The following is a 22,183-nucleotide window of genomic DNA, read 5'->3' on the forward strand; positions in this document are numbered from 1 at the left end:
GCGCGTCTTGTTTCAGCCGAGAAACTTAGAGTCATCGCGGTGTCACTGGACCACGTATATGCGACCGCCTAAGAGCGCCCCTGATCGGCCTCAATCCAGGGCCGGTCGCGGCCTGGGCGACGGAGCACAGCGGATTGTTTAGACGCCACTTTTTCCTTGTAGCCGCGCTGCTCGTGCTGGTGGTCATGGTCGTGGCCGGCGGCCTGAAGCTGGCGACGGGGAAGTCCGGCGGCGCGCCGGGCGGCCCAGGCGGACCCGCTGCGGGTGCGGGACCGGGTGGCGGCGCGGGCGGGGGGCGCGGCGGCGGCCCCGGTGGTCGCGGCGGTGGCTTGGGCGCGCCGACCATGGTTTCCGTGACGACGCCGCAGTCGCGGGTGTTCCAGGACGACCTCGAGGTGCTGGGCGTGGCCAAGGGCCGCCGCTCGGTGACCCTGACGGCGGCGACCACCCAGCTGATCGACAAGGTGCGCTTCTCCGACGGCCAGTCGGTGCGCCAGGGCGCGGTGCTGGTCGAGCTCAAGAACACCGAGCAGGACGCCGGCGTCGCCCAGGCCCAGGCCAAGCTGCTGCAGGCCGAGCGCGAGTATCAGCGGTGGAAGACCCTGGCGGACAAGGGCTTCGCATCGCGCTCTGCGGTCGACCAGTACCAGGCCGCCTGGCTGTCGGCGAAGGCCGACCTGGACGCCGCCAAGGCCCGCTCGGCCGACCGCATGATCCGCGCGCCGTTCGCCGGCGTCGTCGGCCTTTCGGATGTCGCCCCGGGCGCCCTGGTCAATCCGGGCGCGCCGATCGTGACCCTGGACGACCTGACCTCGGTCCGCGTGGATTTCCAGGTGCCCGAGCAATCCATGTCGCAGATCCACGAGGGCCAGGCCATCGACGCCTCGGTGGACGCCTATCCCGGCCAGAAGGTGCGCGGCCGCATCCAGCGCATCGACACCCGCGTCGACGAGCGCACGCGGGCCATCACGGCGCGCGCCGAGTTCCCCAATCCCGACCGCCGGCTGAAGCCCGGCATGCTGATCCGCGTGGCCATCTCGCGCGGCCAGCGCCAGGCGCTCGCCGCGCCGGAGTCGGCGGTGTCGGTGCAGGGCGACTCAGCCTTCGTCTATGTGATCCACGCCGCGGGGCCGCGCACCGTGGTCGAGCAGCGGCCGGTGGTCACCGGCCTTCGCCAGGATGACTTCGTCGAGATCCTCGACGGCGTGAAGCCGGGCGAACGGATCGTCGCCGACGGCCTGAACAAGGTGCAGCCCGGCCAGCCGGTGCGTATCGCGGGCGGCCGGCCCGGCGGCCTGGGCGGCCCGCCCGGCGCCTTGGGCCCCGGTGCGCCGCACGCAGGCCCCGCCGGACATGTTGGGAGAGGACGCCCGCCCGGCGGCCAGCCCGCCGCATGATGCTCTCCGATCTTTCGGTCCGCAGGCCCGTCTTCGCCGCCGTCGCGGCGATCATCCTGTGCGTGGTGGGCCTCGCCTCGTTCTTCTCCCTGCCGGTGCGCGAGCTGCCGAGCGTGGACCCGCCGGTGGTGTCGATCCAGACCAACTACCGCGGCGCCTCGGCCGAGGTCGTCGAGGAGCGCATCACCCAGGTGATCGAGCGCCAGGTGGCGGGCATCCAGGGCGTCGACCGGGTGCAGTCGTCGTCGCGCGACGGCAATTCGCGGATCAACATCTCCTTCACCCTGGACCGCAACCTCGACCAGGCGGCCAACGACGTGCGCGACGCGGTCAGCCGGGTGACCAGCCAGCTGCCGCTGCAGGCCGATCCGCCGCAGATCGCCAAGGCCAACGCCGACAGCCAGCCGATCCTGTTCCTGAGCCTGGTCTCGACCACGCTGAACCGCATGCAGCTGTCGGACTACGCCAACCGCTACATCGTGGAGCGGCTGTCGACGGTGGACGGCGTGGCCCAGGTAAACCTGGCCGGCCAGCAGCTCTATTCCATGCGCATCTGGCTCGACCCCAACGCCATGGCCGCGCGCGGCGTGACGGTGGGCGACGTCGAGGCGGCGCTCAACAGCCAGAACCTGGAATTGCCGGCGGGCGCCCTGGAGGCGCCGGCCAAGGACTTCACCATCCGCGTGGCGCGCGCCTATTCGAACCCGGCCGACTTCGAGCGCATGCCGATCACCCCGGTGGGCGCGGCGGCGATCTCGCGCAGCCCGACCCCGGCGCAGAGTTCGGCGGCGGTCGGCGGCGCCTCGTCCGGCGCCGGGGCGGCGCAAGGCGCCCGCAACACCGTGGCGAACGCGTCCAACACCAACGAATATGTCACCCGGCTGGGCGACATCGCCCGCGTCGAGGAGGCGCCCGACGAACGCCGCCGCCTGTTCCGCTCCAACGGCCAGGACCAGGTCGGCATCGCCGTCACCCGCCAGTCGCAGGCCAACGACCTGGAGATCGCCAAGGGCACCTACAAGGCGGTGGACGAGATCAACCGCGTCCTGCCCCGGGGCACCCGGCTGATCGTGGCCATCGACTTCTCGGAGTTCACCCGCCAGGCGATCCAGGAGGTGTGGATCACCATGTCCCTGTCGCTGGCCATCGTGGCGCTGGTGAATTTCGTCTTCCTGGGCACCGGGCGGGCGGCGCTGATCCCGACCATCGTGGCCCCGATCTGCATCCTGTCGACCTTCATCGTGCTCGCCCCGCTGGGGTTCTCGATCAACCTCTTGACCCTCCTGGCGCTGGTGCTGGCTATCGGCCTGGTGGTCGACGACGCCATCGTGGTGGTGGAGAACATCCAGCGACGGATCGACGAGGGCGAGCCGCCCATCGTCGCGGCCCAGCGCGGCGCGCGGCAGGTGTTCTTCGCGGTCGTCGCCACCACCATCGTGCTGATCTCGGTCTTCGCGCCCTTGATGTTCATGCCCGGCTACATCGGGCGGCTGTTCCGCGAGCTCGCGGTGGCGGTGGCCGCGGCGGTGTTCTTCTCCGCGGTCCTGGCGCTCAGCCTGTCGCCGATGCTGGCCTCGCGCCTGCTGCGCCCGGCCGCAGGCGAGGGCTGGCTGGCGCGCGGCGTGGACAAGGCGATGCGCGCCCTGCGCAATTCCTACCACGCCTCGCTGGACGGCCTGCTTGGGCGGCGCACCGCGACCATCGCGGCCGGCGCCTTGGTGCTGGCGCTGGGCCTCGCGGCGTTCGGCCTGTTCCAGGTGCTGCCCCGCGAGCTGGTGCCCAACGAGGACCGCGGCCGGGTCGACGTGGCGATCCTGTCGCCGGAGGGCGCGGGGTACGACTACACGCTCGCCATCGCCAAGCGGGTCGAGACGCGCATGCAGCAGCTGCAAAGCGACGGCACGATCTCGCGCTACACGGTCTCGCTGCCGGGCTTCGGCGGGGTGTCCTACAACAGCGGCAACGCCAACGCGGTGCTGCCCAATGCGCACCGCAAGATCGGCTCCCAGGAGCTGGCGGCCCAGCTGAACCGCGAGTTTTCCTCGATCACCGGAGCCCGCGTCATCGCCTCGGTTCGGCCGAGCCTGCAACGGGGCGGCGCCGGCGGCGGGGGCGGCGGCAGCAACATGGACCTGATCCTGCTGGGCAACGAGTACGCGGAGATCAACGCCAAGATCCAGCCGCTGCTGGCGGCCGCGCAGGCCAACCCCGGCATGGCGCGTCCGCGCATCGAATACGAGCCCACCAGCCCCCGCCTGCTGGTCGATATCGACCGCGAGAAGGCCGCCACCATGGGCGTCACGCCGCAGGCGGTGGGCGACGCCCTGCAGGCCCTGTTCGGCTCCGAACGGATCACCACCTACATCAAGTCCGGCCAGGAATATGACGTCATCGTCCAGAGCGACCGCCCGCAGCGGATGAACCAGCGCGACCTGTCCAAGGTCTATGTGCGGGCGGCCTCCGGCTCGCTGGTGCCGCTGACGTCGCTGACCAAGGCCAAGGTCAGCGGCGACACGCCGAGCCGCAACCGCGTGGATCGCGAGCGCGCGATTACGCTCTCGGTGCAGCTGAACCCCGGATACTCGGTCGGCGAGGCGGTGAACTTCTTCGAGGCCAAGCTCAAGGACATGCCCGGCGTCAGCTACAAGTGGGGCGGCACGGCGCGCGACTATCTGGAGGCCGGCGGCTCGGTCGGACTGGCGTTCGGCATGGCGCTCCTGCTGGTGTTCCTGGTGCTGGCGGCGCAGTTCGAGAGCTGGATCCACCCGGCGGTGATCATGCTGACCGTGCCGATCGCCGCGCTCGGCGGCCTGTTCGGCCTGCTGATCGCCGGCTCGACCATGAACACCTACAGCCAGATCGGGCTGATCATCCTGGTGGGCATCGCGGCGAAGAACGGCATCCTGATCGTGGAGTTCGCCAACCAGCTGCGCGACCAGGGCCTGTCGATCCGCGAGGCGGTGATCGAAAGCGCCTCGCTGCGCCTGCGGCCGATCATCATGACCTCGATCTCCGCGGCGTTCGGCGCCATCCCGCTGATCGTCTGGGGCGGGGCCGGCGGCGAGAGCCGCAAGACCATCGGGGTGACCATCTTCTTCGGAGCGATCTTCGCGACGCTGGTCACCCTGTTCGTGGTGCCGGTGTTCTACAACCTGCTGGCCCGCTTCACGAAGTCGCCGCAGCACACCGCCCGCCGCATCGAGGCCTTCGAAGAGGCCGAGGCCGCGCGCGTCGCCAACGCCGCCGAATAGCTGATCCCAGAAAAGGGCCCTCCCGAAAGCCGGGAGGGCCAGATGGGTTTGGGACGCGGGCTTCCCGCGGGGGGAGCGGTCAGCACGCGCGCCGCGCGGGGACCGGGGGCGGCGCCCCACGCGGAGGGGATGTCGATCTCACAGACTTGGGTCGACCAGCCGACCATGCGCCGCCCGGAAATGCGCGTCAAGGTTGTCAAATTTCAGAGTACGCCCCGGAGACGCTGTGGACCTCCAGCTCTACGAATGCGGGCTGGTTTCGGCCTTCAAATAGGCGATGACGTCGATCCGGTCCTTGGGATCCTTGAAACCCGGGAAGGTCATCTTGGTGTTGGGGACCATCGCCTTGGGATCGGTCAGCCAGGTGTCCAGGTGGGCCGCGTCCCAGGTGAAGCTCTGGGCCTTCAGCGGATCGGAATAGGCATAGCCGGCCTTGGTCGCGACCTTGCGGCCGAACAGGCCGCCCAGGTTGGGGCCGGTCATGTCGGGGCCGCCGGGCGCGAGCGTATGGCAGGATTTGCAGACCGCGAACTTGGCCTCGCCGTTGTCCAGGTCGCCGGTGTTGTAGGGCGCGGGCAATTGGGCCACGGCCTGCTTCTTCTGCTCCGGCGTCGGCTCGGCCGGCTGGCTGGAGGCTGAGGTGGCGGAGGGCTGGCTCGCCTGGGACTGGTCCGAACTGGTGGTCGAGGACTTGCCGCAGCCGCAAAGGGCGGCGGCCACGGCCGCGGCGGCGACAGTCAGGCCCAGGTGGCGCATCGGGTAGGTCTCCTCGGGGGCTAAAAAAAGGTGCGGCAAGCTAGCGCAGAGAGTCCGCGATGCAAGCGGCTTGACCGGCGTGAAACCTATAGGTTACATGTCACCTATAGGTGACTAGGAAAACCGCCATGCCCCCCGAGCCCGAGCATCCCTCCGCCGAGCGGATCGAACACCTGCAGCGCCGCCGCACCCGGCTGATGTTCGTGCAGGGTCTGTTCTTCCTGTTGTGGCAGGTGAACTACTTCGCCACCTCGCCCAGCGAGCTCAACGTCGGCAATAGCGCCAACCACGTGAAGGTCGCCGCCTACCTGGTCTGGGCGCTGGTGCTGCTGGCGTTCCTGGCGACCGGCGGAGGCTGGTGGGCCCCGCGGCGGGTGCGCGAGATCCTCAACGACGAGGTCACCCGCGACCATCGCCGCCGCGGGCTGGAGGCGGGCTTCTGGGGCGCCATGGCCGCGACGGTCATCTGCTACGCGATCAATCTCTTCGAGCCGCTCAGCACGCGGGTGGTGATCCACGCGGTGCTCAGCGCGGGCGTCACCGTAGCGCTGCTCGTCTTCGGCATGCTGGAGCGCCGCGCGCAGGCCTATGGCTGAGGGTCTGACCAACCGTCTGCGCGAGGCCCGCGCCGAACGCGGCTGGACCCAGGCGGAACTGGCCGAACGGGTCGGCGTCACGCGCAAGACCATCAACACGGTGGAGAACGGCGTCTTCGTCCCCTCGACGACTCTGGCCCTGAAGCTCGCCCGCGCGCTGGAGACCACGGTCGAGGCCCTGTTCCAGCTCGTTTGATGGCGCCCCCCGCTCAGCGCCGCTTGCGCCGCTCGCGGTTCACCGCCTCGTCCAGCGCCTGCAGGAAGCGGGAGCGATCGCCGGCCGCGAAGGGCCTGGGCCCGCCGGTGATCTCGCCGGTGGAGCGGATGTGCTCGCCGATGGCGCGGCCGGCCAGCGCCGAGCCGATACTGTCGACTGTGAACGCCCGGCCGTTCGGCGCGATCGCCGCCGCGCCCTTCTTCAGCGCCCGATCGGCCAGGGGGATGTCGTTCGTGACCACGAGGTCGCCCGGCTCGGCGCGCTCGGCGATCCAGTCGTCGGCGATGTCGGGCCCGGCGTCGACCAGCACGAACTCGATGGCGGGCGAGAGGGGCGTGCGGATGAAGCCGTTGGAAACGACGAAGGTCTTCAGTCCGTAGCGCGCGGCCACCTTGTAGACCTCGTCCTTCACCGGACAGGCGTCGGCGTCGATGAAGATGCGCACGGCGCGCGCCTGGTCAGCTTTCGCCGACGTAGGTCTTCACCAGGTCGAACAGATAGTCGCGGCCTTCGTAGAGCGAGCGCACGCGCAGCCGCTCGTTCAGGCCATGCACGCCATTGCCGTCGGGATCGCCCATGATGCCGGGCACGCCGTAGATCGGCATGTGGATCTGGCCGAAATAGACCGCGTCGCTGGCGCCGGCGGCCATGGAGGGGACCAGCGGCACACCGGGGAAGTGCTTGGCCGCGATGGCCTTCATGGGTCCGATCACCCTGGGATCCAGCGGCGGCGGCACGGCCAGCGGCTTGTTCGGGTCCGTCGCCTCGACCTTGACGGCCGGATCGGCGATGACGCCGACCAGGACCTGGCGGGTCTGTTCCACGCTCTCGCCGGGGAAGATGCGGCAGTTGACGTTGGCCGTGGCCCGCTGCGGCAGCGCGTTGGGCGCGTGGCCCGCCGACAGCAGGGTCGCCACGCAGTTGGTGTGCAGGACGGCGTTGATGCTGGGGTCGGCGGCCGCGAGCTTGGCGGCCTCGATGTCCTGCGGATTGGCGAGGAAGCGCTTCAGCGCCTGGCCGGGCGCATCGGCCCGCTCGGCGCGGGGAGCCAGGGCGGCGCGGGTGGTGTCGTTGAGCTTCATCGGGAAGACATGGCCGCGCACCTTCAAGAGCGCCTCGGCAAGCTGATAGATGGCGTTGTCGGGCCGCGGCCTCGATGAGTGCCCGCCCGGGTTGGTCACGGTCAGGCGATAGTCCTGGTAGGCCTTCTCGCCCACCTGCACCGCCAGCGTCTCGCGCCGGCCCTGGTCGTCCAGGCGGCCGCCGCCGCCCTCGTTGAGGCCGAAGTCGGCGCGCACCAGGTCTGACCGGTTCTTGGCCAGCCAGTCGGCGCCGTTGAAGGCGCCGTCGGACTCCTCGCCGCAGGTCAGCGCCATCTTCAGCGTGCCCCGGGGCGGCTTGGGCGCCTTCTTCAGGCGGATCATGGTGTCGACCCAGACCGCGTCGATGGACTTCATGTCGCTCGTGCCGCGGCCGAAGAAGTAGCCGTCCTCCTCCACCAGGACGAAGGGATCGCGGGTCCAGTCCTCGCGATGGGCTTCGACGACATCGATGTGGCCCAAGAGCAGCAGGCTTCTGGCCTTGGGGTCGGAGCCGTGCAGCACGGCGACCAGGCCGCCGTCCTTGGGGTGCTTGGGATCGGCGAAATAGGTGAGGTCGCTGTCCGGATATCCCGCCGCCTTCAGGCGCGCGCCCATCTTGGCGGCGGCCTCGGTGCAGCTGCCGGCCGAGAGCGTGGTGTTGGTCTCCACCAGCTCCTTGTAGATGCCGCGGAACTCGACCTGGTCGGGTCTGAGCTGGGGCGCCTGGGCCGAGGCGGCGGCGGGCGCAAGCACGAGAAGCGCGGCGAGCGCGGTACGGAACCGATGCATGGAATCCCCTGACTGATCGCGCCGACTTTAAAGCATGCGGCGGCAAGCATCGGAAGATCGGGCCGCCTTTCGCGGCAAGGACCTGGCGCGCTATCCTGCGCCGGAGCCCGTGGCGTACGCTCGCCGGCGGGCGGAGCGGTTTGATGAGTCAGGAAGCCTTGGAAGACGGTGAGGCGATCGCGCCGCGGCCTCGCGCGCCGACCCGGCGTTTCGAACGCCGGCGCAGCGCCATCATCGCCTCGGCGGTCGAGGAACTGAACCGCAAGGGCATCCGCGGCATGACGCTCGGCGAGGTGGCCGCCCGCCTCGATCTCGTGCCGACCGGGGTCATCTACTATTTCAGGAACAAGGAGGAGCTGGCGTCGGCCTGCTTCCTGCAGGCCCTGCAACGCTTCGAAGGGCTGATCGGGGAGGCGCGGGGCGCGGCCGACCCGCGCGAGGCCATCCTGCGATTCCTCGCGCTGTTCTTCGAGCTCAAGCACCAGGCGGCGGTGGGTGCGGCCGATCAGATCGCCGTCTTCAACGACGTGCGGGCGCTGAATGCGCCCGCGGTGAACGACGCCTATGTCACCATGTTCCGTAGCGCGCGGCGGCTGCTGGACCGGCCGGGCGGTCCACGCCTGCCGCCCCTGCAGCGCAACGCCCGCGCGCACCTGCTGTTGTCCGAAGCCTTCTGGGCCGTGGCCTGGCTGCGCGACTTCGAGCCGGTCGACTACGCGCGGGCGGCCGATCGCGCCGGCTCGATCCTGCTCGACGGCGTCGCCGCGCCCGGAACGCCCTGGCCGCGCGCCCGCAAGCTCGATCTCACCCACGCCAACGATCCGCGCGCCGACGCCTCGTCGGAGCTGTTCCTGCGGGCGGCCACCGAACTGATCAACGCCGAGGGCTATCACGGCGCCTCGGTGGAGCGGATCTCGGCGAAGCTCAACGTCTCCAAGGGCGCCTTCTACCATCACAACGAGACCAAGGATGAGCTGGTCGCCGCCTGTTTCCAGCGCACCTTCGACGTCATGTGGCGGGCGATCCGCGCGGCGGAGGCCGGCGGCGGTTCGGGGCTCGAGGTGCTGGTCTCCGCGGCCACCGCCCTGGTGGAACATCAATGGGGCGGGGCCTCGCCCCTGCTGCGGACTTCGGCGCTGACCACCGTGCCGGAATCGATGCAGCCGGAGCTGATCCGCCGCTTCGACCGCCTCTCGCTGAGGTTCGCCTCCGTCCTCTGCGACGGGGTCGCCGACGGCTCGGTCCGGCCGCTCGACGTCAGTGTGGGCGCCCAGATGATCACCGGCATGATCAACGCCGCCGCCGAACTGCAATTCTGGGCGCCGGGGCTGACCACCGGCAATGTCGCCGACCACTATGTGCGGCCCTTCTTCACGGGACTGCTCATCGACGCCTAGCAGCGCCGACCGACATGCGACGGTTGACCTTGGGCGGGGCTGTGCGAACCTCCCGAACGGCTCGGGGGGCCAGACATGGGGAAAGCCGCGCGTCTTTGGCCCTGGGCGGCCGTGGCCTGCGCTATCTTGTTGGCCGGCGCGGCCTGCACTGTCCCCGGCCGGGGGAGCCCCGACAAGACGGACCTCGAACAGGGCTGGACAGGCCGGCAGCTCGCCGACTGGTACGGCGGCGATCAGGGATCGCGGCTGATTCCGAAGGTCTGGTTCCTGGCGCTCGAACAGCCGGACGGCGGCGGCCTGTTCCTCGACAAGGCCTATATGCAGCGGTTCGGCTTCCTGCCCCAGCCAGGGGCCCTGCCGATCGGCTTCACCATCGATATTCAGGACGACACCGAGCTGAACCACACCCGCCTGCGCTGGCCGCCGGGGCAGGGGCTGAAGGCGCCGTGGGTCGGGATGACCTGCGCAGCCTGCCACACCGCCGACCTGACCTGGCGCGGCCACAGCCGGCGCGTGGAGGGCGGCGCGAGCCTGATCGATTTCCAGAGCTTCGAGGCGGCCTTCACGGGCGCGCTGCGCCAGACCGTTCAGGATCCCGCCAAGTTCAAGCGCTTCGCCGACCGGGTGCTGGGCGCGGGCGCATCCGACGTCAACCGCCAGACCCTGCATGCGGCGCTGGCCTCGCTCAGCGACTATCACGGCACGATCGCGGGGATGAACGAGACCCAGTCCGAGTATGGATTCGGCCGGCTCGACGCCATCGGGCACATCTTCAACAAGGTGGCGTTCGTGGCGAATCAGGGGGCGGCGCAGCAGAACCGCAACGAGCCCGACGCCCCGGTCAGCTATCCGTTCCTGTGGAATCTTGGCCAGCAGTCGCAGGTGGAATGGAACGGCATGGCCGCGGCCCATCGCTGGCCGGGCCTGACCTCGCAGGTCTTCGACCTGGGCGCACTGGGCCGCAACATGGGCGAGGTGACCGGCGTCTACGGCGACGTGACGGCCCCGCACGGGACGGTGAAGACCTATCAGGCGAGCCAGCAGATCAGCAGCCTGGTCGCCATCGAACAGCAGATCGACCAGCTCAAGCCGCCACGCTGGCCGCGCGACCTGTTCCCCATCGACACCGCCAAGGCCGCCCACGGCAAGGCGCTGTACGGGCAATACTGCGCGGCCTGCCACTATGAGGTGAAGCGCGACGACCTGAAGACCCGCGTGCGGGCCGGCGGCGCGGGGCCACTGGACTGCATGAGCTATTTCGCCGACGACCTGTTGCCAGCCAACCCGGAAAGCGGGGCCCGCGACTGCCGGACCTACCTGCCGGCGGCGCAGCAGGGGCCGCTGGCGAGCACCGATCGGCTGATGGCCTGCAACGCGGTTCTGGACGAGGCGCAGACCGGCGCCATGGAGGGCCAGCGCCTCGGCGCGCCAGGCCATGAAACCCTGGGGGCGCGGGAGCCGGTGTCAGCCATGCTGGTGTCGATGGTCTCGGCCATCCTCACCGAGCGGAAGGGGCAGATCCTCGTCAACGCGGCGCAGAGCGCCATCGGCATCCACCCGCCGCCGCGGGTTTTCGCCCATGCGGTGATGAGCGCCATGACGCCCCCCAGCGCGGCCGAGCTGCGTCGTCGGATGCTGCAGGCGAGGCTGCGCGCCTGCCAGCCGAAGATCTCGGCGGGCGACCTGACCCTGGGCTACAGGGCCCGGCCGCTGAGCGGCGTCTGGGCGACCGCGCCCTACCTGCACAATGGCTCGGTCCCGACGCTCTACGACCTTCTCCTGCCGCCGGATCGCCGGCCCAGGAGCTTCTATGTGGGCTCGCGCGAGTTCGATCCCGACAAGGTTGGCTACGTCACGACCGCCGGGCGGCAGAGTTCGCTCTTCCGGGTGATGGACGATGAGGGCAAGGTCATCATCGGCAACTCCAACGAAGGCCATGACTACCTGCCAGCTTCGGTGAGCGAGGCCGATCGGCGCGCCTTGCTGGAATATCTCAAAATCTTGGGCGAATAGACCGCGTGATTCCATTTCTCCAGGTCGCGTTCGCAGGCCACGCCAGGGCCGAAGACCTCGGTCGAGCCGCGCCCGTCCGCAAGGCGCTCGACGGCGCGTTCGCCCTGCTGAAGGCCGCGGGCGTCGGCGAGGGGCGGCTGCTCTCCGGCGATGCGGCTGGAGCCGACCGGCTGGCGGCGACCGCCTGGGAGGCCGCGGGCCTCGGCGCGATACATCTGGTCCACCCGTTCCTGCCACGGCCCAGGCAGCCGCGAGTGCCCAGCCACTGGACCGAGACCTGGCTCGACGGCGCGGCCGCGGAGGCCGCGGGGCGAAGCGCCCACCTGGCGCAAACCAGTTGGATGATCGAGGCGGCGGACCTGCTGGTGGCCGTCTGGAACGGCCGGGCGGGACGCGGCGCGGGCGGCACCGCCGACGCCGTTCGCCTGGCGCTGGAACGGGGCGTGCCGGTCCTGTGGCTGAAACCCGGCGAGGTGCGGCCGCAGCTGATCCGGCCCGACCGATTCGCCCACGACTATGGCTTCCAGGAATTCCTCGAACGTCTGGACCAGGCTCCCGCCAGCCTGCTGCCCGCGACGCCAGAGGCGATCGCCGCGGTCTTGCCCGCCGCTGTTGAAGACCCCGAGGCGCTGTGGACGGAGCGGGAGCGACGGGGACCGGCCCGGGCCTTCGACGACTGGCTCCACCGCAGCCTGTGGAGCGCCTATCGCCATTTCCGGCGGTCCGTGGGCGGCCGCCCCGCGGGCGCATCCTCGCCGGCGCCGGCGCCGCCGGCCGATCTCGCCGCCCAGCCGGGTTTCGCGCGGCTCGACGAGGCCTATCGCGCCGCGGATCGTCGCGCCGACCGGATCGGGGCGGTGCACCGTTCGCAGCAGCTGCTGCTGCTGGCGGTCGCGGTGCTGGCGGCCGCGGTGGGCTCCTCGCCGGCGGTCTGGCCGGACTTCAAGATCTACGCCGTCGCGCTGGAACTGGCCCTGGGGCTGGCCGCGTTGCTGCTGTGGTCGCGGGCCGCCCAGTCGGCGCGGCACCACGCCTGGGGCGGGGCGCGGCGGCTGGCCGAGCAGTTCCGGTTCGAGCGCGTGGGCTGGGCCTTCGGGCTCGGCGGATCCGGCGGCGGCACGGTGGCGGGGCCGGCGCGCGAGGTTCGCCGCCGCGCCGGGATGGTCGAGGGCGCCTTCGACCCCGAGCGCGTGGCCCGCTGGGGTCGCTGGGCCGTGGCGGAGCTGATCGCCGGACAGGCCGCCTATCACCGCGAGCAGGCGCGCGCGAGCGGCCACATCGCCCACCGCCTGCACCTGGTGGAAAACGGCAGCTTCCTGCTGCTGCTGGCGGCGCTCGCGGGCTATCTGGTGGCGCGCGGCGCCGAGGTCGCGACCGGCTATGAACTCCCCCACTGGATCGCCGGGGCCGTGCTGATGACCGGCGCCATCGTGCCGGCGATCGGGGCGGCGTGCCTGGCCATGGAGGCCACCCTGTCGTTCCGCGAGGAGGCCTATCGCAGCGCCGCCCTCGAGGAGGCCCTGAAGGGGGTGCTGGAAGCCCTGCCCCCGGCCGCCAAGCTGGCGGACTACCGCCACGCGCTGACCGCCGCGGCGGCCCTGGAAGTGGCGCAGGAGGATCGCTGGGCGGAAGCCGCAGAGCGCAGGCGCCTGTTCCGCGGCGGTTGAGCGCTCAGGCGGGCGCCGGGGCGTCCACCAGCCGGCGGGCCTCGGCCTTGAAATCGTAGTGCTCGGACAGCGCCTGCGCGCAGTCGGGCCAGCGGTCCGCCTGCACCCAATAGCGGCAGAGGCCGAGCTTGGCGCAGAGACCGACGAAGCGGACGTCGCGCATCATGGCGCTGTTGTAGGTCGGATCGAAGATGATCCCGGGGTTGTAGACGCCGGCCGGCACGGCGCCGCTTTCCTCGAAGATGAAGGCGTAGGACGACGCATCGATCATCTCGAAGCTCTCCTTCGTCAGCCCGAGCGCGGACGCCGTGACCAGGCTGTGCAGGGGCACGGCGCCGGTCTGGGCGAGCTGGTCGTGCATGCGGTCCAGGAGCCGCGCCTTGACCGTCTCGTCGCCATGGCGCAGCGCATCGCCGATGCGCAGGGTGGACCTCAGGCTGGCGTCGTCGGAGCCGCTGGCGTGGGCGATCTCCACGAGCTGGTCGTAGAGCGGCCAGTCGCCCCGCAGCGCCGCATAGTTGAGCGGACCGACGATAAAGACCTCGTGCTCGGGCCAGCGGGCGCGGAAGCCTTCGTAGAGCGCCAGGCCCTCGGCATGGCGGCCCGAAGCGGCCATCACCGCGCCATAGACATTGGCCGCCTCCGGATAGAGCGGGTCGAGCTCCCAGGCGCGCTGCACATAGCCCAGCGCCTCCTGGACGAAGCCCACGTGGTTGCAGAAGGCCCCCAGGGCGGTGAGCGTGTCGGGCTCGTCGGGGGACAGGGCCTGGGCCTGGCGCAGCAGCGCCTCGCGCCGGGCGTATTCGCCCATAGCCTCCAGCCGGCTCAGGGCGGCGTAGGGGAGACCCGCATGCGGATTGAGATCGAGCGCGATCCTGGCGGCCGCCTCGACCCCGGCCCTCAGCTGCGCATAGGGCTTGGGGCGCGGTCCCCAGCGGGCCTGCGTCGCGCGGGCGTCGCAGAGGGCGGCCCAGGCCGCGGCGAACTTCGGCGCGTGGGCCACCGCCTGTTCGAGCAGCTCGATGGTCGCCGTGGCGTCCTGATCCACCGACAGGGTGCGGGCGCGCAGATAGAGGTCGTAGGCCGTGGGATCGACGCGCTGAACCGAGGCGGACGGCGCGAAGGCCACCTTCAGGGCCTCGGCCACGGCGGCGGCGATCTCGTCCTGCAGGGCGAAGACGTCGGAGAGCTCGCGGTCGAGGCGGTCGGTCCACAGGGTGGTCTCGGTGGCGCAGTCGACCAGCTGGGCGGAGATGCGCACCCGCTGGCCACTGCGCCGCACGGAGCCGTCCAGCAGGTGGGTGGCGTTGAGCTCCTGAGCGATGCGGCGCGTGGACTTCGAGGCGCCGCGGAACTGGAAGCTGGAGGACCGGGCGATCACCGTCAGGTCCGAGGTGCGTGAGACCGTCTGCAGGATTTCGTCCGACACACCGTCGGAGAAATAGGTCATCTCCGGATCGCCGGAGAGGTTGTCGAAGGCCAGCACCGCGAGCGTCGGGCGCCCCGGCGGCGCCAGGCTGCCGGTGGCCTTCGCTGACGCCGCGCCGGCCAGGGTTGCGACGCTGGCCACGATCTTGCGCCAGCCCGGCGCATCGGCCTCGCCGCGCCATCCCGAGAGGTCGGCGGACTGGATCTGGTTGAAGGGCATGGGCGGGACCGCGCCCTCCAGCGTGGCCTGCACCAGCGTGCCGGCGTTGCGCGCCAGGTCGGCCTCGGCGCGCACCCAGTGGGACTTCACCGCCTCCGTGGACCACAGCACGACGACCGCGCGGGCCGTGCGCAGCCGCTGTTCGATCTCGTCGGCATAGGTGCGGTGCGGCGACAGCTGATCGTCGCGCCAGACCTCATAGCCGAGCGCCCGCAGCGCCGCTGAGACGCGCTCGGCGGTGGCCTCGGTGGCCCGCGCATAGGAGATGAAGACGTCCGGCAACCCGCGGCCCCGTGCCCGAAAAGCTGAATTCGACCGGCATGTTACACGCGCTGGCGCGTCGCGTCACAAGGGGGCTGAACCCGTTCTGGGGACGATTGCCCGGCAAAGCGCGCCCAGCAGGCCGACTGCCGACGCGGCGAGCATGTTGAAGCTGGCGATCGGCATGCCGTGATTGGCGACATTCAGGACGCCGAGCGCGGCGGGGATCACGGCCAGCAGGGCGATCACACCGGCCGACGCGGCGCCGGTCCGCGCCGCGGACCAGAGCCAGGCCAGGCCCACGGTCCAGAGGGTGGCCACGTCGGCGACCCAGAAGGTCTGGTAGTTCGCCTTCATGTAGCCGGTGAGGTCGGAGGCCCCGATCGCCGCCAGGCCCGGACGGCCATAGAGGGCCCAGTGCAGAGCTCCGTCGACGACGAGGCCCGCGCCGGCAAGGCCCAGCAGCCCGCGCGAAGCCAGCATCCATCGGGAAGCGGCGGCGAGGGTCATGTGGGGTCGATCACGCCCATGGCGATCGCGCGGATCGCCGTCAGGCTGGGGATGAAGAAGTAGTCGCCGCCGCGCGTCGTCACGAACTGGGGCATCTGGGCGGCGATGAACGGCGTCGCGTTGGCGGGCCCCGCCGGAATGACGTGCTTGTGCGACTGGGCGCGACTGCCGACCAGCGGGCAGGTGTCGTTGCCGCCCTCGAAATCGAGCCCGTAGTTGATCCACTGCTGCTGCACGAACTCGAACTGCCGGAAGATGCTGGCGCAGATGGCGATGAACACCGTGCCGGTCTCGCCATTGGGATCGGTGTAGGTCGCCCCGCGGCGCAGGATGCGGCGGCGGTTGACCAGCGCCGTCGTGCCTTCGGTGGCCGTCAGGTACGGATCCAGCATGTCGCGCGGGTTGGCTCTACGGATATGCGCGCCGAACGGGCACTTGGCGCCCTCCGGATCGTCGCCGTAGCGGAATGACGTCAGGAGCCTGGAATATTGCGCGAGCCGCTGCTGTTCGGCGCTGTCGCGCGGCTTGCGCAGCGAGATCTCGATGCAGTCCTTGTACTGGTCGTAGAGCGTCTGGTGCTCGGCCCAGGTGGGCGCGGCCATCAGCGGGATGCCAGAGCTCCAGCGGCCGACCATCTTGGCCCGGATCGTCTCGCGCGCCTCGGTCTTGTCCGCCACGCCGGTGACGCGCATCCAGAGCTCGGCCTGGGCGTCGACATAGGCGTCGAAGCCCGCGACGTCCTGCTTGAGCTTGCGCCAGACCATGAAGGTGCCGTTGCGGGCGAAGCGGGCCGGCGCGGTGGCGACCGGCAGCTCCTGGCCTTCATCGGGAAGGCCAAGGATGAACTCGCCGGTTTCCAGCGCCGACCAGCTGGTGTCCTCGTGGAACGGGCCCGGCCCGATCTTGCCGCCGCCCATGGCGGCCAGGGCCTCCGCCCCCTTGCCGAACTGGCCGATGAACACCGGGTCGCTGATCGCGTCGGTGAATCCGAACGGCTCGCGGGCGCAGGGGACGGTGGTCCCGTCGGCGAGCTGGGTGGTGAGCGCCGCGGAGTCCTGCCAGGGCTGGTCGCCCTCGGCGCCGTGGCCTTCCAGCAGGGTGACCCCGCCGCAGCTCTTGGCCAGGGCCAGCAGCCAGTTCGTCCACTGCCTGAGCTTGGGGAGGGGCTGGCCGTCCGGGCCGGCGCCGACATTGAGCGCGATCCAGATATGCGCGGCCTGATGGCTGCTGCGCCACGCCGGGTCCCAGGTCTCGGGCGCGCTGCCGCCCACGTCGCCGACGATCTGCGCACGGCACTGCATGCCGTCGATGAATTCGTCGGGGAGCAGGCGCAGGGTGCGGGTGGGAAGCTCGAGCTGCTTCAGGCCCTCGTAGCTGAAGCCGATGTTCAAGGTGATCGGCGGCTTCTTGACGCGCGTTCGTCCGTTGTCGGTCTCCTCCCGATCCCAGGGCTCGGCGGTGGTGACGCGCGGCCGCACGGCCTCGATGAAGCGCCGCCCGGAGGCCGCGTCCCAGATGCTGAAGAACAGGTGTCGCGCGAACGGGAAGCCGAAGCGGCCATAGGGCCGATGGATGTTGCCCTGGATGTCCGGCAGATCGAGGTAGGTCACGCGGTGGGCTCCAGGATGGCGGCGTGGCATTCTCCGGCCACCTGCGCCGGCGCCGCCTGATCGGGCCTCACCGCGGCCAGGAAGTCGCCGAAGCGAGCGTGCAGGGCCGCGTCGTCCAGGCCTTGGGTCTCGATCGCCAGCTCGGTGAAGCGTTGCTGCAGGAACAGGGCTTTCAGGATGGTCCGCAGGTCGCTGCCGGGCGCGGTGGGGAACGGCGGCCGGGCGCGCCGATAGACCCAGGCGACGGCGTACCAGAGCGCGAGCCCGGTCAGGACCGCCAGGATCGGCAGGATCACGACGCCGTCGGCCACCGCGCGGGCGACCCAGCGCGCCAACCAGCCGGCCACCGGCCGGTGCGCGGCGGCGCGCAGCTCGAAGCCGTGAACGATCGCGGCCAGCAGCCAGACGACGAAACCCAGGAGGAAGGCGCCTCCGGCCAGGGCGGCCGGCCAGATCGGCGGCTTGGCCGCCGCCGCGCTGAGCCCGTGGGCCCAGTAGTCGTTGAAGGGGACGGTGGTCTCCACCTGGCAGCGGCGGAGATAGTGGTGGAAACGCTCCGCCGTCTCGATGCCTTCGAAGCCGACGCAATGGCCGAACACGTCCTGCAGGTCCTGGCGCATGGTCGCCCACAGCGCCTCGGCATAGTCGCGCAACGCCGTCGGAGCATCCTTGCCCTGGCCGTCGAACTCGGCGGCGAACAGGAGGTAGGGCGTGGGGAATTGATCCACCGGCTGGGCCTTCAGCGGGTCGAGGCTGGTGGCGGCCGCCACGATGGCGTCGCCGGAGACCCGGCCGTTGAAGTGCGGCCCGGAGATGAAGGCGAAGCGCGCGAAGTGGTTGAGGGTGTTGGCGGCGAACGGTGAGGGCGGCGCGCCGGGCGGCGAGACGGCGGTCTGGCGGCCGGTGGGCAAGAGGGCGAGCTTTTGCACCAGGAGCTGGGCGTGGGAGAGCGAGTGTCCGACGATCCGGTCGACCATGGTGTCGACCCGCACCGGGGCCAGCACGGTCAGGAAATAGTGGCCGCCATCGAGGTTAGGCATGCTGCGCCTCCCGCGGCTCGCCGATCAGTTCGGAGTAGTCGCGGCGCGCCAGGTCGGCCTTGTAGGTGGCGACGGAGGCGACGGGCGCGAAGCCCGGCGCGGCCAGCGAATTGGCCAGGCGCGCAAAGGCCGCCCGATAGGCCGCGGCGAAGGCGGCCACGTCGCCGGCCGCATGGACCTGGGCCAGGGCCAGGATCTCCTCCCGCACGCGCAACGCCGCCTTGATGTCGCGCTGCGCGGCGCCCGGCGTGGCGTTGTAGTAGTAGTTGGTGTCGATCTGGTTGGCGGTGATGTAGTCCTTGAACACCGAGATCGGGATCGAATGCGGGTACTTGGTGCTGCCCCACCAGAGCAGGTCGAGGCCGCCCGGCAGGCCGTCGGCGAAGGCGTCGATATACTGGTCCCAGGTGCCGTTGAAGTTCGAGATGAACAGCACGTAGTCGTTGTTGAGCGCCGGCCTGGGCTGTCCGAGGTCGGGCCACTGGTCGCGGCGGATCATCACCCAGCGGGCGAAATGGATCAGCTTCAGCCCCAGAAGGCCGCGGAGCCGGTCCGGCATGGCGCGGACGGCCATGAAGATGATCATCTGGATCGGTGTTCGCCAGGGCGGCACCGGCGTCAGGACGTTCATCGCATAGGCTTTGCCGGCGATATTCGACATGCCGCGGCCCCCTCAAACCGGGGAACACTGTGAGGGCTTTGGGCTGGCGCGGCAACTCGCCGTTCGCGTCAGGCGAGAATCAGCTCTGGGCGGATGGCCAGGCTCTTGGAGGGCGGCGGGGTCAGCGACTGCCAGCCGTCCCAGCGGCCGGCGAGGCCGCGCTCCACCGGCGAAAGCTCACTTTGGAGCTGCGCCTCGACGCGCAGCGCCAGGTCCGAATAGCGGTCGAGGGCGATGCGCAGGGCCGCGAAATACTCGGGTGAGTTCACCCGGGCGAACTGGGCGCGCTTGTAGGCGAGGAACAGCCCCTGGTAGTCCGCATCCATGGCGTCGACCGGCGGCGCCAGCGGGGCGGGCGGCACCGACTTGGTCTGCGGCGCGGTCGCCAGGTGAAGGATGATGTCGCTGAGGTTCTTGTGGGCCGCGGTCGCCGCGAGCGTCCGGCGCCACGGGGCGAGCGGCCCGTGGGCGGCGCGGATCGCGGCGAGCTCGGCGCGCAGCTTGCGGTAGTTGGCCATGGCGGAATCGTCGTGGTGGTCGTGGCCGCCGCCGATGCCCAGGGAGCCGACGTTGTTGGGCCGCGCCATGCCGACATCGGTCTCGACCGTCATCTCGTGGTCGAAGGCGTGCAGGAAGCCCTGCCGGTCCTTCAGGATCGACTGATAGAGGATCCGATAGCGCGCGCTGTCGGCAGCCGAGAGCGGCCGGCCGGCTTCCACGGCCTGAAAGAGGGCGAGGTTGGCCTGGCGGACGCCGTGCTTGTCCAGCGTGCGATGCGGCGTATCGATCCCGGCCATCTCGTTGAGCCGAACGGTGCGCCGTCGCACCTCGCCGGGCGTCATGGGCCGCCAGGTCAGGGTGGCCGCGGCCGCCACCAGGGCGAGCAGCGCGACGATCACGCCGCCGCCGAGGACTATACGCTTGACCATGGCCCCGCCTTCATTCGTCGGGCGGAAGGTGCACGGTATCGGCGCGGCCTCCAAGCGCCGCCTAAAAGTCGGGCCTCGGTCCGGTGAGGGTGAAGACCAGGCGCTCGCCATCCCAGACAACCACCTCGAGGCAGGCGCTGTGGTCGCGGCGGATCTGGTGGGCGTGGGCCACCGCAGTCTCATCGCAGTCGAAGGCGAGCGCCTTCTCGGACAACGAGGCGCCGTCGTCGGTGATCGGATAAAATGTGTAGAGCCGCATCCAGCGCGTCCCGTTCGGCCGAGACGCTAACACCGTCGCCAGGCCCCGTCACGATCCGGCGCGGAGGGGCCGCGGGCGATGGTGCCGGATGCAGGACTCGAACCCGCGACCTTCGGTTTACAAAACCGCTGCTCTACCAGCTGAGCTAATCCGGCGAACCGCTCCGCGGCGGTTATGCGGGGACCACGCCTGGGCTGGCAAGCGGCTTGGAGCTGTGCTTGCGTGCGGGCCAAGAAGCAGGGAGCGCGTCCAGATGAACTTCGAAGAGTACCGCCGCCACGACGCCGTGGGCCTGGCGGCGCTGGTCGCCAAACGCGAGGTCGCGGCGGGGGAGCTGCTGGACCTGGCGGTCGCGCGGATGACCGAGGTCAATCCGAAGGTCAACGCGGTCACTCTCGACCTGAGCGATCGCGCCCGCAAGGAACCGACCGCCGAGGGACCGCTCGCGGGCGTGCCCTTCCTGCTGAAGGATCTGGGCGCGGCGCTGGGCGGGGTCCCGACCAGCTATGGTTCGCGCATGTTCGCCCAGGTGACGCCGGCCGCCGACAGCGCCATCACGCGGCTCTACAAGGCCGCGGGGCTGTCGATCTTCGGCAAGACCAACACCCCGGAGTTCGGCCTGTGGCCGGTGACGGAATCCGAGCTGCTGGGCGCGGCGCGCAATCCCTGGGACCTGTCGCGGACGCCGGGCGGCTCGTCCGGCGGCGCCTCGGCGGCGGTGGCGGCGGGCATCGTGCCGGCGGCCCATGCTTCGGACGGCGGCGGCTCGATCCGCATTCCGGCCTCCTGCTGCGGCCTGTTCGGCATGAAGCCCTCGCGGGGCCGGGTGTCCTTCGCCCCCAATGGCGAGGGCTGGGCCGGCGCCTCCATCCAGCACGCGGTGACGCGATCGGTGCGCGATAGCGCCGCCCTGCTGGACGCCGTGTGCCAGCCGCAGCCGGGCGACCCCTATTTCCTCGAGCCCCCGGAGCGGCCGTTCGCCGACGAGGCGCGCCGCGACCCCGGCAAACTGCGGATCGCCATGTTCGCGGGCTCGCTGACCGTGGGCCGCACCCTCGATCCGGAGTGTGCGGCGGCGGTGCGCGACGCCGCCAAGCTGTGCGAGTCCCTCGGCCACACGGTCGAGGACGCGAGCCTGCCCGGCGACCACGCCGCCATGCAGGCCGCGGCCGGCGTGGTCATGTCGGCCAGCGTCGCGGCCAACATGGATGCGGAGGCGCAGCGCCGCGGCCGGCCGGTGGACGAGGGCGACGCCGAGGGCCTGACCATGGGCGCCTATCGCCGCGGCAAGGCGACGGCCGCCTCGGAATATGTCCGCGCCGTCCAGACGCTGCACGCCTACGGCCGTGCGGCGGCCGAGCTGTTCGAACGCTACGACATCTTCCTGCTCTCGACGCTGGGCCGGCCGGCGGTGCCGGTGGGCTGGATCTTCGAGGACCCGAAGGAGATCACCGAACGTCTGTTCTCGTTCATGCCCAACACCCAGGCGTTCAACAATTCCGGCCAGCCGGCGATGACCGTGCCGCTGGCCTGGAGCGCCGCGGGCTTGCCGATCGGGGTGCAGTTCGTCGCCAAGATCGGCGAGGAGGGCTTGCTCTTCCGCCTGGCCGGCCAGCTGGAGCAGGCGCAACCCTGGTTCGACAGGATCGCGCCGCTCTAGGCCGGAGCGTCAGTCCCAATCGTGGGCTTCCTGGCGGATGAAGCGTTCGACGCCGTCGAGCCGCTGGGCGATCCGATAGTAGTCGTCGGCCGGCAGCGCCCGGCCATGCTCGCGGATCTCGCGCCAGGTCTGCTGACGGGCTTCGCTCAGCCCGCGCCAGGCTTGGCCGGCTTCCCACCGATTGAACTGCGGACCATCGCTCAGCCGGCGGATCTGGTCGGCCATGCGATCCTCGCGCTGGATCAGGCTGTCGGCGGAATAGACGCGCTCGTAGAACCGACCACCATCGTCGCCGTCGCCGCGTCCGCCGTGCGTCCACCAGGGATCGGCGCTGGCCGCCGTGGCGGTCAGGGAGACAAGAGCAGCGCAGGCCGCCGCCGCGCCGAGGATGATCTTCTTCGTCATGTGCAACTCTCCTTTCGTTGCGCCGAAATCCGGCG

General features: G+C 70.6%; 19 protein-coding genes and 1 tRNA gene. 8 read left to right on the forward strand and 12 right to left on the reverse strand.

Translation table 11 applies throughout. The features are described from left to right. Positions 1–344 precede the first annotated feature (344 nt). Both VGT80_RS14580 and VGT80_RS14585 read left to right on the forward strand, forming a co-directional pair. Positions 345–1,397 carry an efflux RND transporter periplasmic adaptor subunit gene (locus tag VGT80_RS14580; protein WP_327457024.1) on the forward strand — a complete coding sequence of 351 codons (1,053 nt, stop codon included), beginning with the start codon at positions 345–347 and terminating at the stop codon, positions 1,395–1,397. Further along, on the forward strand, positions 1,397–4,648 hold the full coding sequence (locus VGT80_RS14585; RefSeq protein WP_327457075.1) for an efflux RND transporter permease subunit: 3,252 nt from the start codon (positions 1,397–1,399) through the stop codon (positions 4,646–4,648). The genes VGT80_RS14580 and VGT80_RS14585 overlap by 1 nt, the downstream gene beginning before the upstream one ends. Before the next feature lie 240 nt (positions 4,649–4,888). Here the strand turns inward: VGT80_RS14585 and VGT80_RS14590 are convergent, their stop codons facing one another. Beyond that, entirely contained in the window at positions 4,889–5,404 is a 516-nt protein-coding gene (locus VGT80_RS14590; protein WP_327457026.1) for a cytochrome c family protein, read from the reverse strand. A 128-nt stretch (positions 5,405–5,532) separates the two neighbouring features. On the opposite strand from VGT80_RS14590, the gene VGT80_RS14595 reads away from it, so the two are divergent. Together VGT80_RS14595 and VGT80_RS14600 are read left to right on the forward strand one after the other, a co-directional pair. Next, complete coding sequence (locus VGT80_RS14595; RefSeq protein WP_327457028.1) at positions 5,533–6,000, forward strand: hypothetical protein; 468 nt, start codon at positions 5,533–5,535, stop codon at positions 5,998–6,000. Next, positions 5,993–6,196, forward strand: coding sequence for a helix-turn-helix transcriptional regulator (locus tag VGT80_RS14600; protein WP_327457030.1), 204 nt, complete (start codon positions 5,993–5,995; stop codon positions 6,194–6,196). The genes VGT80_RS14595 and VGT80_RS14600 overlap by 8 nt, the downstream gene beginning before the upstream one ends. 13 nt (positions 6,197–6,209) lie before the next feature. Here VGT80_RS14600 and VGT80_RS14605 read toward each other — a convergent pair whose 3' ends face one another. Both VGT80_RS14605 and VGT80_RS14610 read right to left on the reverse strand, forming a co-directional pair. After that, positions 6,210–6,662, reverse strand: a complete 453-nt coding sequence (locus tag VGT80_RS14605) for a YaiI/YqxD family protein (RefSeq protein WP_327457032.1) — start codon at positions 6,660–6,662, stop codon at positions 6,210–6,212. A gap of 13 nt (positions 6,663–6,675) precedes the next feature. Next, positions 6,676–8,088 (reverse strand): M20/M25/M40 family metallo-hydrolase, encoded by a 1,413-nt coding sequence (locus tag VGT80_RS14610; RefSeq protein WP_327457034.1) that lies wholly within the window; start codon positions 8,086–8,088, stop codon positions 6,676–6,678. A gap of 143 nt (positions 8,089–8,231) precedes the next feature. Here VGT80_RS14610 and VGT80_RS14615 point away from each other — a divergent pair, with 143 nt between their 5' ends. The 3 genes from VGT80_RS14615 (at position 8,232) to VGT80_RS14625 (ending at position 13,165) form a co-directional block, all read left to right on the forward strand. Next, entirely contained in the window at positions 8,232–9,485 is a 1,254-nt protein-coding gene (locus VGT80_RS14615) for a TetR/AcrR family transcriptional regulator (protein WP_327457036.1), read from the forward strand. Positions 9,486–9,596: 111 nt separating this feature from the next. Then, positions 9,597–11,498 (forward strand): di-heme-cytochrome C peroxidase, encoded by a 1,902-nt coding sequence (locus tag VGT80_RS14620; RefSeq protein WP_327457038.1) that lies wholly within the window; start codon positions 9,597–9,599, stop codon positions 11,496–11,498. 5 nt (positions 11,499–11,503) lie between these two features. Beyond that, a complete protein-coding gene (locus VGT80_RS14625) occupies positions 11,504–13,165 on the forward strand; it encodes a hypothetical protein (RefSeq protein WP_327457040.1) in 1,662 nt (553 codons plus the stop codon). A 4-nt stretch (positions 13,166–13,169) separates the two neighbouring features. On the opposite strand, the gene VGT80_RS14630 is transcribed toward VGT80_RS14625, so the two are convergent. From VGT80_RS14630 to VGT80_RS14665, 8 genes are all read right to left on the reverse strand, one after another. Further along, positions 13,170–15,095: a TIR domain-containing protein gene (locus tag VGT80_RS14630; RefSeq protein WP_327457042.1), complete on the reverse strand. Its 1,926-nt coding sequence runs from the start codon at positions 15,093–15,095 to the stop codon at positions 13,170–13,172. A gap of 63 nt (positions 15,096–15,158) precedes the next feature. Beyond that, complete coding sequence (locus tag VGT80_RS14635; RefSeq protein WP_327457044.1) at positions 15,159–15,584, reverse strand: hypothetical protein; 426 nt, start codon at positions 15,582–15,584, stop codon at positions 15,159–15,161. Beyond that, positions 15,581–17,194: a hypothetical protein gene (locus VGT80_RS14640; RefSeq protein WP_327457045.1), complete on the reverse strand. Its 1,614-nt coding sequence runs from the start codon at positions 17,192–17,194 to the stop codon at positions 15,581–15,583. Before VGT80_RS14640 ends, VGT80_RS14635 begins: the two co-directional genes overlap by 4 nt. Beyond that, a complete protein-coding gene (locus VGT80_RS14645; RefSeq protein WP_327457046.1) occupies positions 17,191–18,234 on the reverse strand; it encodes a hypothetical protein in 1,044 nt (347 codons plus the stop codon). Before VGT80_RS14645 ends, VGT80_RS14640 begins: the two co-directional genes overlap by 4 nt. Continuing rightward, positions 18,227–18,895 carry a hypothetical protein gene (locus VGT80_RS14650; RefSeq protein WP_327457047.1) on the reverse strand — a complete coding sequence of 223 codons (669 nt, stop codon included), beginning with the start codon at positions 18,893–18,895 and terminating at the stop codon, positions 18,227–18,229. The genes VGT80_RS14645 and VGT80_RS14650 overlap by 8 nt, the downstream gene beginning before the upstream one ends. A 68-nt stretch (positions 18,896–18,963) precedes the next feature. Beyond that, complete coding sequence (locus VGT80_RS14655; RefSeq protein WP_327457048.1) at positions 18,964–19,824, reverse strand: hypothetical protein; 861 nt, start codon at positions 19,822–19,824, stop codon at positions 18,964–18,966. 61 nt (positions 19,825–19,885) lie between these two features. After that, the gene (locus VGT80_RS14660) at positions 19,886–20,083 is read right to left on the reverse strand and encodes a hypothetical protein (RefSeq protein ID WP_327457049.1); all 198 of its coding nucleotides are present in this window, start codon (positions 20,081–20,083) and stop codon (positions 19,886–19,888) included. Positions 20,084–20,162: 79 nt separating this feature from the next. Beyond that, positions 20,163–20,238, reverse strand: a tRNA-Thr gene (locus VGT80_RS14665). A gap of 98 nt (positions 20,239–20,336) precedes the next feature. Between VGT80_RS14665 and VGT80_RS14670 the strand changes: the two genes are divergently transcribed. Continuing rightward, the gene (locus tag VGT80_RS14670) at positions 20,337–21,743 is read left to right on the forward strand and encodes an amidase (protein ID WP_327457050.1); all 1,407 of its coding nucleotides are present in this window, start codon (positions 20,337–20,339) and stop codon (positions 21,741–21,743) included. Positions 21,744–21,752: 9 nt separating this feature from the next. On the opposite strand, the gene VGT80_RS14675 is transcribed toward VGT80_RS14670, so the two are convergent. Further along, positions 21,753–22,148, reverse strand: a complete 396-nt coding sequence (locus VGT80_RS14675) for a hypothetical protein (RefSeq protein ID WP_327457051.1) — start codon at positions 22,146–22,148, stop codon at positions 21,753–21,755. Positions 22,149–22,183 lie beyond the last annotated feature (35 nt).

The sequence above is a fragment of the Phenylobacterium sp. genome (assembly GCF_035944335.1).
Lineage (GTDB): Bacteria > Pseudomonadota > Alphaproteobacteria > Caulobacterales > Caulobacteraceae > Phenylobacterium.

What these genes read in the sequence shown, in the direction of transcription:
- VGT80_RS14580 (WP_327457024.1), top strand. Translation starts at nt 345, where the DNA reads ATGGTTTCCGTGACGACGCCGCAGTCGCGGGTGTTCCAGGACGACCTC.
- VGT80_RS14585 (WP_327457075.1), top strand. Translation starts at nt 1,397, where the DNA reads ATGCTCTCCGATCTTTCGGTCCGCAGGCCCGTCTTCGCCGCCGTCGCG.
- VGT80_RS14590 (WP_327457026.1), bottom strand. Translation starts at nt 5,404, where the DNA reads ATGCGCCACCTGGGCCTGACTGTCGCCGCCGCGGCCGTGGCCGCCGCC.
- VGT80_RS14595 (WP_327457028.1), top strand. Translation starts at nt 5,533, where the DNA reads ATGCCCCCCGAGCCCGAGCATCCCTCCGCCGAGCGGATCGAACACCTG.
- VGT80_RS14600 (WP_327457030.1), top strand. Translation starts at nt 5,993, where the DNA reads ATGGCTGAGGGTCTGACCAACCGTCTGCGCGAGGCCCGCGCCGAACGC.
- VGT80_RS14610 (WP_327457034.1), bottom strand. Translation starts at nt 8,088, where the DNA reads ATGCATCGGTTCCGTACCGCGCTCGCCGCGCTTCTCGTGCTTGCGCCC.
- VGT80_RS14615 (WP_327457036.1), top strand. Translation starts at nt 8,232, where the DNA reads ATGAGTCAGGAAGCCTTGGAAGACGGTGAGGCGATCGCGCCGCGGCCT.
- VGT80_RS14635 (WP_327457044.1), bottom strand. Translation starts at nt 15,584, where the DNA reads ATGACCCTCGCCGCCGCTTCCCGATGGATGCTGGCTTCGCGCGGGCTG.
- VGT80_RS14645 (WP_327457046.1), bottom strand. Translation starts at nt 18,234, where the DNA reads ATGCCTAACCTCGATGGCGGCCACTATTTCCTGACCGTGCTGGCCCCG.
- VGT80_RS14650 (WP_327457047.1), bottom strand. Translation starts at nt 18,895, where the DNA reads ATGTCGAATATCGCCGGCAAAGCCTATGCGATGAACGTCCTGACGCCG.
- VGT80_RS14655 (WP_327457048.1), bottom strand. Translation starts at nt 19,824, where the DNA reads ATGGTCAAGCGTATAGTCCTCGGCGGCGGCGTGATCGTCGCGCTGCTC.
- VGT80_RS14660 (WP_327457049.1), bottom strand. Translation starts at nt 20,083, where the DNA reads ATGCGGCTCTACACATTTTATCCGATCACCGACGACGGCGCCTCGTTG.
- VGT80_RS14670 (WP_327457050.1), top strand. Translation starts at nt 20,337, where the DNA reads ATGAACTTCGAAGAGTACCGCCGCCACGACGCCGTGGGCCTGGCGGCG.
- VGT80_RS14675 (WP_327457051.1), bottom strand. Translation starts at nt 22,148, where the DNA reads ATGACGAAGAAGATCATCCTCGGCGCGGCGGCGGCCTGCGCTGCTCTT.